Annotated in this window: 11 protein-coding genes and 1 other annotated feature; of the genes, 1 reads left to right on the top strand and 10 read right to left on the bottom strand. The window is 47.3% G+C overall.

Features of this window, described 5'->3' with window-relative positions:
- Window positions 1–26: 26 nt before the first annotated feature.
- The 7 genes from mreB to ACW5MY_RS12810 form a co-directional block, all read right to left on the bottom strand.
- Complete coding sequence (mreB, locus tag ACW5MY_RS12780; RefSeq protein ID WP_013353062.1) at window positions 27–1,040, bottom strand: cell shape-determining protein MreB; 1,014 nt, start codon at window positions 1,038–1,040, stop codon at window positions 27–29.
- 91 nt (window positions 1,041–1,131) lie between these two features.
- Window positions 1,132–1,827, bottom strand: coding sequence for a RadC family protein (radC, locus tag ACW5MY_RS12785; protein WP_013353063.1), 696 nt, complete (start codon window positions 1,825–1,827; stop codon window positions 1,132–1,134).
- A 31-nt stretch (window positions 1,828–1,858) separates the two neighbouring features.
- Window positions 1,859–2,428: a Maf family protein gene (locus ACW5MY_RS12790; RefSeq protein ID WP_013353064.1), complete on the bottom strand. Its 570-nt coding sequence runs from the start codon at window positions 2,426–2,428 to the stop codon at window positions 1,859–1,861.
- 141 nt (window positions 2,429–2,569) lie between these two features.
- Window positions 2,570–3,571 (bottom strand): SPOR domain-containing protein, encoded by a 1,002-nt coding sequence (locus ACW5MY_RS12795; RefSeq protein WP_013353065.1) that lies wholly within the window; start codon window positions 3,569–3,571, stop codon window positions 2,570–2,572.
- Window positions 3,572–3,697: 126 nt separating this feature from the next.
- A complete protein-coding gene (locus ACW5MY_RS12800; RefSeq protein WP_013353066.1) occupies window positions 3,698–4,450 on the bottom strand; it encodes a prepilin peptidase in 753 nt (250 codons plus the stop codon).
- Between the two features lie 139 nt (window positions 4,451–4,589).
- On the bottom strand, window positions 4,590–5,882 hold the full coding sequence (locus ACW5MY_RS12805; RefSeq protein ID WP_013353067.1) for a bifunctional folylpolyglutamate synthase/dihydrofolate synthase: 1,293 nt from the start codon (window positions 5,880–5,882) through the stop codon (window positions 4,590–4,592).
- A 58-nt stretch (window positions 5,883–5,940) separates the two neighbouring features.
- Window positions 5,941–8,583: a valine--tRNA ligase gene (locus ACW5MY_RS12810; protein WP_013353068.1), complete on the bottom strand. Its 2,643-nt coding sequence runs from the start codon at window positions 8,581–8,583 to the stop codon at window positions 5,941–5,943.
- A gap of 58 nt (window positions 8,584–8,641) precedes the next feature.
- Window positions 8,642–8,863: a binding site (T-box leader), on the bottom strand.
- Between the two features lie 170 nt (window positions 8,864–9,033).
- On the opposite strand from ACW5MY_RS12810, the gene ACW5MY_RS12815 reads away from it, so the two are divergent.
- Complete coding sequence (locus ACW5MY_RS12815) at window positions 9,034–9,225, top strand: hypothetical protein (protein ID WP_013353069.1); 192 nt, start codon at window positions 9,034–9,036, stop codon at window positions 9,223–9,225.
- Between the two features lie 14 nt (window positions 9,226–9,239).
- Here the strand turns inward: ACW5MY_RS12815 and ysxE are convergent, their stop codons facing one another.
- The 3 genes from ysxE to hemL form a co-directional block, all read right to left on the bottom strand.
- Window positions 9,240–10,262 carry a spore coat protein YsxE gene (gene ysxE, locus ACW5MY_RS12820; RefSeq protein WP_013353070.1) on the bottom strand — a complete coding sequence of 341 codons (1,023 nt, stop codon included), beginning with the start codon at window positions 10,260–10,262 and terminating at the stop codon, window positions 9,240–9,242.
- A gap of 33 nt (window positions 10,263–10,295) precedes the next feature.
- Window positions 10,296–11,819: a LysM peptidoglycan-binding domain-containing protein gene (locus ACW5MY_RS12825; RefSeq protein ID WP_013353071.1), complete on the bottom strand. Its 1,524-nt coding sequence runs from the start codon at window positions 11,817–11,819 to the stop codon at window positions 10,296–10,298.
- A 132-nt stretch (window positions 11,820–11,951) separates the two neighbouring features.
- A complete protein-coding gene (gene hemL / locus ACW5MY_RS12830) occupies window positions 11,952–13,241 on the bottom strand; it encodes a glutamate-1-semialdehyde 2,1-aminomutase (RefSeq protein WP_013353072.1) in 1,290 nt (429 codons plus the stop codon).
- Window positions 13,242–13,252 lie beyond the last annotated feature (11 nt).

A 13,252-nucleotide genomic window follows, 5' to 3' on the forward strand; every position in this document is an offset into this window, starting at 1 on the left:
ATACACCTCTTCTATTTAACTCCTGATTATCTTGTTTTTCCTTTGAAAAGATGGATGTGCTCCAGTGCTTTTCCCGTGCCGATCGCAACACAATCCAGCGGATCTTCAGCGATAAGAACAGGCATTTTCGTTTCGTCGCTGATGACCTTGTCGAGATTGCGGAGCAGGGCGCCTCCCCCTGTTAACACAATACCTCTGTCCATAATGTCAGCGGCCAGCTCAGGCGGTGTTTTTTCAAGCGTGCTCTTCACCGCGTCAACAATTGAGAGAACTGTATCACGTAGCGCATTTGCAATTTCAGTTGCCGTAATTTCGATCGTTTTCGGCAGACCTGTCAGGAGATCGCGGCCGCGGATTTCCATTGACGTATTTTCTTCACCGGTTTCCGCTGAGCCGATTTCCATTTTAATGGCTTCCGCAGTACGGTCACCGATCATCAGATTATATGTTTTTCTGATATAGCTGATGATTGAGTCGTCCATTTCGTCACCGGCTACGCGGATTGACTGAGACGTGACAATGCCTCCTAAAGAAATGATCGCCACTTCAGTTGTTCCGCCGCCGATATCAACGACCATGCTGCCCGTCGGCTCCCATACCGGAAGATTCGCGCCGATTGCTGCCGCAAACGGTTCTTCAATCGGATAAGCGTCACGTGCGCCAGCTTGTCTTGTCGCGTCGATAACCGCCCGTTCTTCAACGGCAGTAATACCTGACGGCACACACACCATAACGTACGGCTTTCTCGCAAACAATCCTTTATTTTTCACAGCCTGATTAATGTAGTATTTCATCATTGTCGCAGTTGTTTCATAATCAGCGATAACGCCGTCTTTCATCGGACGGAGCGCAACCACGTTGCCCGGAGTTCTTCCGATCATGTTTTTAGCATCGTTACCGACCGCAACGATTGATTTCGTATCCGTTTGCAGAGCAACCACTGACGGCTCTCTCACTACGATTCCTTTACCTTTAACAAACACAAGCGTATTCGCAGTTCCCAAATCTATACCAAGGTCTCTTGTACCAATTCCGAACATATGTATGTATCTTCCTTTCTTAAAGCAAAAATACCCTAAAGGGAAAAACTCATAAAATCTATTATATCTTAAATCAACGAAAAAAAAAGTGTTACAAATATCCTTTTTCCTTTAAACTCACAAATTTTTTGTCACCAATGACCAAATGATCCAGCAACTCGATGCCGATTAAATTTCCGCACTCAAAAAGCCGTCTAGTTACTTCTATATCTTCCCTGCTCGGTGTGGGATCTCCTGAAGGATGATTGTGAACGCAAATGAAGGACGCGGCGGATCGTTTGAAAGCTTCTTTAAACACCTCCCGCGGGTGGACAATAGATGAATTCAGACTTCCGATAAAAATGGTGCGTTTATGAATGACTTGATTTTTGGTATTTAAATATAAACAGACAAAATGCTCTTGGGATAAAAAGCGCATATCCTCCATCACATACTTCGCCCCGTCTTCGGGAGAACGGATGACGCAATGCTCTCCGGCGGATGTCTTATGAATACGGCTCCCCAGCTCAATTGCAGCAAGGATCTGAACGGCTTTCACCGTGCCGATTCCGGGGATGCTGGAAAGCTCCTGGGCAGAAGCGCCTTTTAACAGGCGCAGCCCGTCAAACGTCCGCAGCAGCCGGTGAGAGAGATTCATGACGGACTCATGTTTCGTTCCCGTCCTCAGCAGAATGGCGAGCAATTCATTGTTAGAAAGATGTTCGGCCCCGCAATGCAGAAGCCGCTCTCTCGGTTTTTCTTTTTCGGGGAAATCTCTTAATTTTAACGGCAGATCACGGATGATCAACCCCTCCTTGTTCCCCTTCCCGGTTTGAACATCAAGCTTTTATATTAAATTCTTTCAGGGCTCTCATTGTTTTAGCGACAGGCAGCCCGACGACAGAATAGAAATCACCGTCTATTTTTTTCACTAAAAGCGCGCCTTTTCCTTGGATGCCGTATGCACCTGCTTTATCCATCGGTTCTTTTGTTTCAATGTAGAGCTGTATTTCGTCTTCACTGAGCGGCCAAAATGTCACTTCCGTCTTGTCACAGAACGTTTCTTTCCGGTCATGCGTCTGAATGCTGACCGCCGTAATGACTTGATGGCTTCGGCCGGAAAGCCTCCGCAGCATGTGTGCCGCTTCTTCTCTGTCACGCGGTTTGCCGAGGCATTCACCGTCTATGCACACCATCGTGTCAGCCCCGATAACGACTGCATCGGGATTTTCGGCCAATACAGCACCGGCTTTTTGCTCGGCCAAACATTGGACGTTTTCTTCCGGCGAAAGGTTTCGATTTAATTTTTCATCTGTGCGGCTCGCAATAATGCTGTAAGGAATCTGAAGAAGATTAAGGAGTTCTTTTCTTCGCGGAGATTGTGATGCGAGTATTAAGCGTTTTGTCATGATTGTCATCCTTTCAGGGTTTGCTTAAGAAAAAAAGATACTCGTCTATCCTACCAAATCAAGCGGACAACCACAATTTCAGAAAAATAACTTTTTGATGACAAAATAAAAAATCCCGCCGCATGACGGGAGAAAGAAATATTATTTTACAATGCTTAAAAGCTCTTTCTGGGCTTTCCAGCCGGATTCGGAACCGGACGTTTCCAGTTCTTTCAGCGCTTGAAGGACGGCCTCTTTCTGCTTTTTGTCAGCGGCGGCTGCGCCGTCTGCCGCTTTGGCTGCTTCAGCCACATCTGATTTTGAAATATCTTTGCCGGTAATTGCTTTGGCCGAGAGCTCAGATGCTAGTTTAAAAGAGTCTTCCAAGCCTGAATCGACCGCAAAGCTGAGCTCTTTTCCGCCCCATGCCTCAAAATCATGGTCTATCAGCGCCTGACCCAATTGCTGTGATAAGCTTTTTTCCGCTGCAAGACCGGCGATCACGTATGTGTATCCGTCTTCTTTTGCCAGAGAGACGGCCGAGTAACCTTTTTCAGTCAGCTGGTCAACGAGCGTTTGCGCTCCTTTTTCTGATGAAAATTTACCGGCCTGCACCGCATATGTTTTATAGTTTCCCTCTGACTCTTCCGCATTTCCTGTGGCGCTTGTTTCTTGCTTGTCTTTTGATACATCTCCCGCTTTCACCGTCTGCCCTTGTGAACCTTTGTCGGCGGAAGCTGGAGCAGCGGCTTCTTTACTTCCCGACATATTTAAGGCGACGAGGCCGAGCCCGGTGCCTAAAACAGCCGCAACGGCAATTGTCGTGACCGCTTTTTTTACGGGAGAAGACGGCTGCTTCTTTTTCGGAAAATGAGGGCCTGTGTTTTTCTTTTGATATGGCGGGACGACTTTCGGGTCATCTTCAAATACCTCCTGATTCTTCTCATCATCCCAATTGAAATCTTCTTCCTTCGGATCTTCATGGGAAGCTGCGATCTCCTGCTCCGCCTTCTTTGTTTCTTCCCAATTTGAAAATGTGACGGTTTTCTCCCCGCCTTCATTCACATCTTCTTGTCCATACATCGTTTCTTCTTTTCCGTTAATCGTTACTTTAAGGGCATTGTTTTTGGCTTTGCTGTTCTTTTTGCTCTTCCTTTTTTTCAACGTCTCTTCCCCCTTGCATTCGTCTTGGCCGTACCTTGAACTGATCATGGTTCACACTTTAGCATAGGCGAAAAAAAAAAGAACAAGACTTTTGTCGTCTTGTCCAAAAAAAGTTCGCCAAATTTTTCAAGCTCCTCCGGAAGCGAGTTTGATGTAAAACGAAAACAGTTCTTCACCGTATAAATAACTCACAGCGCTCCCGGCCGCGATGGCGGGCGCAAACGGGAAAGGCTGCTTTTTACCAAGCCTGCCGCCCGCTGCGGCGCACATCCCGTATACGGCTCCGATTATAACGGAAAGAAAGAATGCAATGAGTACGAGCTTCACGCCGAGCGCAAGGCCGATGACCCCAAACAGTTTCACATCACCTGCACCGATGCCTCCTTTACTGACAAACATAATAAAAATAAGCAGAAAAAATCCGCAAACGGCTCCGGCAAACCCCGCATACCATGAATCCAGCGGAGAAAAAATACGGCCGACGATGAGAAGCGGCAGAAAAAACAGCAGAACCTTGTCAGGAATCAGCATATATTGCAGATCTGTCACGGTAACAATCATTAATAGAGACAGAAATAACAGCGCGACTAACAGTTCTCTTGAGAAACCGAAATGAATACCGGCAGCCGTAAATAAACATGCCGTCCAGCATTCCGCCGCCGGATACATAATCGACAGCTTCCCACGGCAGTTTCTGCATCTCCCTTTTTGCAGGACATAAGAAACGACGGGCACCAGCTCACCCCAGGAGAGCGGCAGGCCGCAAAAGGAACAGGATGAGCGCGGCGAAATAACCGAGATCCGAAGCGGGATACGGCACGCTGCTGTATAAAAAAAAGAACCGAAAATCAAACCGAGCAAAAACAGAATCAAAAGCACTCAGACCACACCTTTTCTATCAATCTGGCTCAGATTGTAGCATAGAAAAACATCATGCCTGAAATGGCTGAAACTATATTTTCCTCATAAAAACACCCGGCAAAACCGTAAAATGGTTTGCCGGGTATCCGAAGAGCTGTCAGATAAGCCGCTTTCTCATTTCTGAAATAAAATATAAGGATCCGGTAATGATGATGACATCATCCGTTCCGTCTTTTTGCTTAATCCATTCTGTCACACTGTCCGGGTTTTCATCGAAGCTTTTGTTCGCAAGACTGCTTGCATTGTAAAGGTCTTTTGCGCTTGAAGCACGCGGAAAATCAAATGATACAAAATGAATGGAGTCTGCTTCGGTTTCAAGCTTTTTAATCATTTCCTGATACGGTTTGTCTTTTAATGCGCTGAATACGACATGGATGTTTTTATCAGCAAAGCGCTGCCTGATCGTTTCTGTCAGCGTTTCAACGCCCTCTTCGTTATGCGCACCGTCTGCAAATACTAAAGGGCGGCTTTGAAGCCGTTCAAATCGGCCCGGCCACGAAGCCTTTTTCAGACCGTTTCGCAATGCTTCTTCAGAAATGGCGGCGACTGTCAGGCGATTCAGCCATTCAGCGGCCAATATCGCCAATGCCGCATTCTGCCTCTGATGAATGCCGATCAGCGACGTTTGAATGTTATCATAGCAGTTCGTTTCCGTTTCCAGCGAAAAGCTTTCACCGTACGGAAGCGCCGCTTCATTAAAAAGTCTGCACGTTTTATATAGCGGCTGGCACGGAGCCTGCTTCTTTTCGGCTTCCGCTTCAATAACGCCGAGTGCTTCCGGCTGATTGACGCCCGTTATGACAGGAATGGCTTTTTTGATAATACCGGCTTTCTGCCCGGCGATCTCCTCGATGGTATTGCCTAAAATCGCCATATGATCATGCCCGATACTTGTAATGACCGACAAGAGCGGTTTCACTATATTGGTTGAATCAAATGTGCCGCCCAGCCCCGCTTCAAAAATGACAAAATCGATATCATCCCGCTTCGCAAAATATAAAAATGCACACGCTGTAATGATTTCAAATTCTGTCACCGTTCCGGCATCGGTCTTATCGAGCTCATCGACTATCGGTTTTATTTCATTAACGAGCGCTCTCCATTCCTCATCAGAAATCGGCGTGCCGTTAACGCTGATACGCTCATTGAACGTAATGATGTAAGGAGATGTGAATGTGCCGACCGTATAACCGGCTTCCTGAAGCACGGATCGGATAAAAGAGACGGTTGATCCTTTACCGTTTGTGCCCGCCACATGAATGGCGCGGATGTTCTTTTCCGGGTGTTCCAATTTTTCCATCAGCCTTTCCATACGGAGAAGGCCCGGCTTAACGCCGAACTTGAGTCTGCCGTGAATCCAGCTGATCGCTTCTTTGTACGTCTTAAACAATGAAATCCCCTCTTTTATACGACAAGGCGGTTTCTTAGGAAACCGCCCCGCTGGTTTATCAGCCTTTCAGCTCTGCAATCCGCTGCCGGACAGCTTCGCGTTTCGCCGTGTAGTCTTTCTCTTTTGCGCGTTCTTCTTCAATGACATGCTCAGGAGCTTTTTTAATGAATCCTTCGTTGCCGAGTTTTTTCTGAACGCGTTCGACTTCTTTTGTCAGCTTGTCGAATTCTTTTTGCAGACGGGCGATTTCCTCATCAATGTTAATCAGCCCTTCAAGCGGCAGAATGACTTCCGCTCCGGTAACGACTGCTGTCATCGCTTTGTCTGCCGCAGTGATATCCGTCCCGATTTTCAGCGTGCTCGGATTCGTGAAACGCTCAACGTAAGAACGGTTCTTCTCAAGGCGGCCGGCAATGTCTTCCGTAGATGTTTTAATGTAAAGCTCAACCTGCTTGCTCATCGGGGTGTTGACTTCGCTCCGGATATTGCGGACAGAACGGATTAATTCAACAAGCAGTTTCATATCAGCAGCCGCCTCTTGATCCGTATGTTCCGGCACCGGAACCGGCCAAGAGCTGATCGTGATTGACTCGCCTTCATGAGGAAGGTGCTGCCAAATTTCCTCCGTTAAGAACGGCATAAACGGGTGAAGAAGGCGCATCGTTTGGTCAAGCACGTACGCCAGGACAGAGCGGGTTGTTTTCTTCGCCGCTTCATCTTCACCGTACAGCGGAAGCTTCGCCATTTCAATATACCAGTCGCACACATCGTCCCAGATAAAGTTATACAGGTGGCGTCCGACTTCTCCGAATTCATAACGGTCCGCAAGCTGGGTTACATCTTCAATCGTTTCATTCAGTCTTGTGAGAATCCACTTATCAGCAACTGATTTCTCACCGGACAGATCAAGCTCGTCATACGTCATGCCGTCCATGTTCATTAAGGCAAAACGGGAGGCGTTCCAAATTTTATTTGCGAAATTCCATGTAGATTCCACTTTTTCATAGCTGAAACGGAGATCCTGCCCCGGTGAACTTCCGGTTGCCAGGAAATAGCGGAGGGAATCCGCTCCGTACTTGTCGATGACATCCATCGGATCAACACCGTTCCCAAGGGATTTACTCATTTTTCTGCCCTGCTCGTCACGGATTAAGCCGTGAATCAGCACGTCTTTGAACGGGCGCTCACCGGTAAACTCAAGACCTTGGAAAATCATCCGGGATACCCAGAAGAAGATGATGTCATACCCTGTCACAAGAACATCGGTTGAGTAATACCGCTTAAAGTCTTCAGCGTTTTCATCAGGCCAGCCCATTGTAGAAAACGGCCAAAGCGCGGAGCTGAACCATGTATCAAGCACGTCTGAATCCTGTTCCCAATTTTCGCTGTCTTCAGGCGCCTCAAGGCCGACATACACTTCTTTGGTTTCTTTATGATACCAAGCCGGGATGCGGTGGCCCCACCACAGCTGACGGGAAATACACCAATCACGGATGTTTTCCATCCAGTGGAGATACGTTTTCTCGAAACGGTCAGGAACAAAGTGAACTTTCTCTTCTTTTGACTGAAGGTCAACCGCCGCATCTGCCAGCGGCTGCATTTTGACAAACCATTGTGTGGACAGGTACGGCTCAACAACGGCGCCGCTTCTCTCACTGTGGCCGACAGAATGCATATGGTCTTCGATTTTAAAGAGAACGCCTGTCTCCTGGAGATCTTTGACGAGTTTTTTGCGGCATTCAAACCGGTCCATGCCGTTATATTCGAGCGCTTTTTCATTCATTGTTCCGTCTTCATTCATGACAAGAATCCGCTCTAAATTGTGTCGGTTTCCGAGTTCAAAATCATTCGGGTCATGGGCTGGCGTGATTTTAACGGCTCCAGATCCGAATTCCATATCAACATAATCATCGCCGACGATCGGAATTTCGCGGTTTGTAATCGGCAGAATCACCGTTTTACCGATCAAGTGCTTGTAGCGCTCATCTTCAGGATGAACCGCGACAGCCGTGTCGCCAAGCATCGTTTCCGGACGGGTGGTCGCGATTTCAATTGAGCCTGAACCGTCTGCTAACGGATAGCGCAAATGATAAAACGCGCCCTGTACGTCTTTGTAAATCACTTCAATATCGGATAAAGCCGTTTTTGTGGCAGGGTCCCAGTTGATGATATATTCGCCTCTGTAAATCAAGCCTTTTTCGTACAATTTGACGAATACTTCACGCACGGCTTTGTTCAGCCCTTCATCAAGAGTGAAACGTTCGCGCGAATAATCGAGTCCAAGTCCCATTTTGGCCCATTGGCTGCGAATGAAATCAGCATACTCTTCCTTCCACTTCCATGTTTCTTCAAGAAATTTTTCGCGTCCAAGGTCATAGCGGCTCGTGCCCTGTTCGCGGAGTTTCGCTTCGACTTTTGCCTGAGTGGCGATGCCGGCATGGTCCATCCCCGGAAGCCAGAGCACGTCATAGCCCTGCATGCGTTTCATACGCGTAACGATATCTTGCAGCGTCGTATCCCACGCATGACCGAGGTGAAGCCTGCCCGTCACGTTCGGCGGCGGAATGACGACAGAATACGGCTGTTTCGTTTGATCGCCGCCCGCTTCGAAATATTTTCCTTTCAGCCAAAAATCATAGCGGCCTTTTTCTATCGCAGACGGATCATATTTTGTCGGCATTGTTTGTTCGTTTGTATCCATAATAACCCTCCAGCATGTTTAGAAATGGCTGAGCAACTAAAAAAGAGCCTTCATCCTGATAAAGGACGAAAAGCTCTTTCGCGGTACCACCTTTTTTCATGAACAGATCTGTTCATGCACTTAAACGGATAACGGGTGCGGCCCGAATTTCTCTACTGTATGTTCAAGAAATTATGCTCCCGGGCGACCTTCCAATGAGACGGCATAAGAAGCCTTTCAGCACAGTAGCTTCTCTCTCTTCATGCGTCTTTCTTGTACTCTTCCCGTTCAAAGCAGGTGTATTCTATCAGCTCATGATCTTATTTATTATGTTCTTTATTATAGTAAAAGTGTTTTTGATTCGTCAATCATCTTTTCCAAAAACCGCTGCCGTCATACATAAATGGGCATGCACCCCGCCCTTTTCCGCACATACGATACAAAGAAAGGCGAATGTGAGGAGGAATTGCCGTGAAAAAAAGATTCAATTCTTATTCGCTCCCCCAGTGGGCCAGACAGGTCCGCCTTGTATCCGCGCAAGTCATTATACCGATTACGATCTTTCAGGGAATCAGGACGATTTTCTTTCCGACGACTTTTGATGTCCTTCTGCTTGCCATCCTGCTGTTTTTAGCGTGCGCCCTGCATTTGGAATGGATATAAAAAAACGAGTCCCGTTATGAAGAGGACTCGTTTTCCGCCTTTATTTTTTTCTCCTGCTCAATCTGATACACCTTCATGAGAAATGGTTCAACATTTTTCATCTGCCAAAACGCCCTTAATAATTGCGAGCACTCTTCTTTTTCAGAGCCCCTTTGAGCGGTCTGATACCGTTTCAGCACTTTGTACATGCCGGACGGATAAGCCATATAGCTGAGAAACAGGCTGATTTCCGCTTCACGGAGCGGAAATGATTTATGATACGTATAAAACCAGTCAAGACACTCCGGACACGCTTTCGGATAGCTTCTGAACAATCTGGAATAAAAGCCGAGCAGATCATTTTGCGGAGGGCCCAGCGCAGCTTTCTCGAAATTGGTGAAAAAGCCCGCTCCCACGTCATTATATAGAAAATGGCGGCTCGATAAGCTGCCGTGATTGATCACCGCTCTCGTCTTATCAAGATCCTTTGCCGCTTCGAACCACTCCTCCAGACGCTCCAGAGCAAAATTGACGGCGGACACCGTTTCTGTAAGATACGTAACGGCCTGCAGTTCAAAAGGAGAAAGGTACCACTCTTTTTCCGCCCGGTCGGCAAATTGTTCATAGACGAGCTTATCATTTTCCCAATCTCTTTTCGTTACTTCATAAAAGCCGCTGATATCTTCAGTACTGATTTGGATGTCCCGCACGGTCGCGGAGTGGAGCTTCGCAACCTCTTTAAAAAGGTAAACATGCTTTTGATCCAGTTCTTCTTCCTGATCGTACTGAAGCCAAGGCATTAAATAATAAGAATCCTCCGTCTGGCTTCCGGCAAAAAAATCGCCTGCATGCGTGCGGTAGATCGGAACAAATGAACGGTAGCCTTTCTCCTCAATCTCAATCATATGATCCGTAAAATCATTGCTGCGGGCCGGCTTGAGCTGTTTCAAAGCAAAAATGCCGTGGTTTGAGTAGACTTTCCATACATGCGGGCTGACAGGCTCAATATACTCAGCCGCCAGCCCGTATTCCTGAAGCACTGATTGGACTGCTTCCATTCCATTCACCACATTTTTACGGCCTCTTTGTGCTTACGCATGGCTGTTATTATATTCAGGTATATACAGAAGCTGACCTTCTTCAAGCTCGTCATCAAACGATAAAGAATTCGTTCTGATAAGCTGCTGGGATGTGATGTCATATCGTTCGCACACCCGATCGATTGTATCTTGCTGCTGTACAATGCAAATTTTCATTCTCGAAAACTTTTCTTCTTCTCTTGTAAATAATTTTGTCAAATAATGAGAGTTGTCATTTTCCTTCTGATCCGTTTTCGGTGCCGGTTCTTCATTCTCTCTTTCGGACTTAAGCGGCTCAGGCCGTTCAGATGCCGCCGGTTCTTCAGGCGGCAGTTTGGAAAACTGAAAAGACAAATCAAGAGGTTCCCCGGTTTCCTCCTCCGGCTGCGCCATCTTCCTTACCTCAATTTCAAACCCTTCATCAGCCTGGGTTTCTTCCTCAAGAAACTTAGGAGCGCTGTAAAATTCCTCTTCCCGCGGTTCCGGAACGAACTCGCGATAAGCGGGCTCCTGTTCTTCTTCAAAAACCGCAGGCTCCTCTTCGTCTTCTGTCTCCTCTTGATCACTCTGACGGAGAAGCGGTTCGGCCTCTGGCTGCTCTTCTATTTCAAGGGCGGGCTGTTCCTCAACCTCTGTTTTTTCTGCATGCGGGGTCAGAGTAAAAGCAGGGGAAACCGGTTCAACATCATCCTTTGGCTCTTCCAGCACTTCCGCTGCATCATCCTCAGATACAGGCTCATTCCTTTCAGCCGACATGATTGCAGGCTCCTCAGCTTCTTCCGGCTCTTCTTCGTCTTGGACGGCAGCGGGAGGAGGAGGCTCAGTAATTGAAACAGGTTCCGGCACCTCTTCCAGCCTCAGAACAGGGGCGGTTTCCTCATCCTCCTCTTTTTCTTCTTCCTCTTCCTGCCTGAGTATAGGCGGAGTCTCTTCCTCATTCTCCACGGTTTCTTGTATTGCTTCTTCTTCCGATACACTCAGCGGCTCTTCAGGAATCTGACGTATCATTAATTCTGGTTCATTTTCTTCCTCGGAACGATGTTCAGCAAGATTGATCATTTCTTCTCTGGAAAATTCAGGCGCCACATACAGAGGGATTTCCGGCTCTTTTGGCTCGGTTTCCTCAAGCAGTCCTTCAATTGCCAAATCAGCCTGAATGGTTAAGATTCTTGAATCCGTCAACTGATAATCAAAGGCATCAATAAAAACGAAAACATCATTGAGGTGGCTCACTTTATTTTTCGGAATCGTGATGTCTACCGGGAAACAATGAAGGAGCTCTGCAGTGCCATCCTCCCTTGCCCTCACTTCCTCTACATGTCTCAGCTCTCTATCAAGCTCTTCGAAATGACTGCTGTGATCTATGTTGTACTCGCCAGTAAGTTCTAATGATCCTTTAATTGAGACATAATCATTTACTTCCTGCACCCTGATATCAGGGTCTAATGAAATCGAAAGTAATTCAGAAACTTCCTGTCCTTTTTGGAAACAGATTGATTCTTCAACAGAAAATTGCAACCGGTGATTATGCGGCAAGTTCATATCCTCCTTTCATCTAATCCATACAATTAGATGTCACTAAAGGTGTATGCCGCAATCCGGATAAATATGATAAAGGAGGCATTGAAAAAAGCCGATACAAGACTTGCTTGCATCGGCTTTTCGGTATCAGCGGCTGATAGTCTGGAACACTTTCTCAGCGGCTTGAATGGTTTTTTCAATATCCTCCATTGTATGCGCAGTGGAGAGAAACAATCCTTCAAATTGAGACGGCGGAAGAAATACGCCTGCGTCAGCCATCCCTTTATAATATTTGGCGAACAGCTTTAAATCAGATGATTTAGCTGTTTCATAGTTAATGACAGGCTCATTTGTGAAAAAGAATCCGATCATTGAGCCCGCACGGTTAAACGTGTGCGGAATGCCATGTGCTTCAGCGGCTTTGGAAATGCCTTCTTCAAGCATATCGCCTTTTTTCACAAATTCTTGGTAAGATTCAGGTGTGAGCTGCTGTAACGTCTCAAGTCCCGCTGTCATGGCAAGCGGATTTCCCGACAATGTTCCCGCCTGATAGATCGGACCGCTCGGAGCGATTCGTTCCATGATTTCGGCTTTGCCGCCATACGCACCGACAGGAAGACCGCCGCCGATGACTTTGCCGAGACACGTTAAGTCAGGCGTCACGCCGAAATATCCTTGCGCACAGTTATAGTCCACGCGAAAACCGGTCATGACTTCATCAAAAATTAACAGCGCGCCATTTTGTTCCGTGATGTCACGAAGCCCTTGCAAAAAGCCTTCCTGCGGCGGAACAACGCCCATATTGCCGGCTACCGGCTCAACAATGACCCCGGCGATATCTTCACCGTACTCACGGAATGCGAGTGCAACGCTTTCCAAGTCGTTATACGGAACGGTAATCGTATTCATCGCGATTCCTTCAGGCACACCCGGGCTGTCAGGAAGGCCGAGTGTCGCCACCCCGGATCCCGCTTTGATCAGCAGCGAATCACCGTGGCCGTGATAACACCCTTCGAATTTCAAAATTTTATTGCGGCCGGTATATCCTCTTGCCAGACGAAGAGCGCTCATTGTCGCCTCTGTTCCGGAGCTGACCATCCGTACGATTTCAACAGACGGCACACGGTCAATGACCAATTTGGCCAGTTCGTTTTCCACTTCAGTAGAAGCTCCGAAACTTGTTCCGTTTTCCGCGACCTTTTTCAGGCTTTCAACGACGCGGTCGTTGGTGTGGCCCAAAATGAGCGGACCCCAGCTCAGCACATAGTCGATATATTCATTGCCGTCAATATCAAAAATTTTCGATCCTTTGCCGCGCTGCATAAAAATCGGGTCCATATCAACTGATTTAAATGCGCGCACCGGGCTGTTCACTCCGCCCGGCATCAGTTTCTGTGCTTCTTTAAAAGCGGATTTTGATTTTTCATAGTTTCTCATCTGCCTCAGCT

Source organism: Bacillus sp. Bwzl_19, from assembly GCF_054900515.1.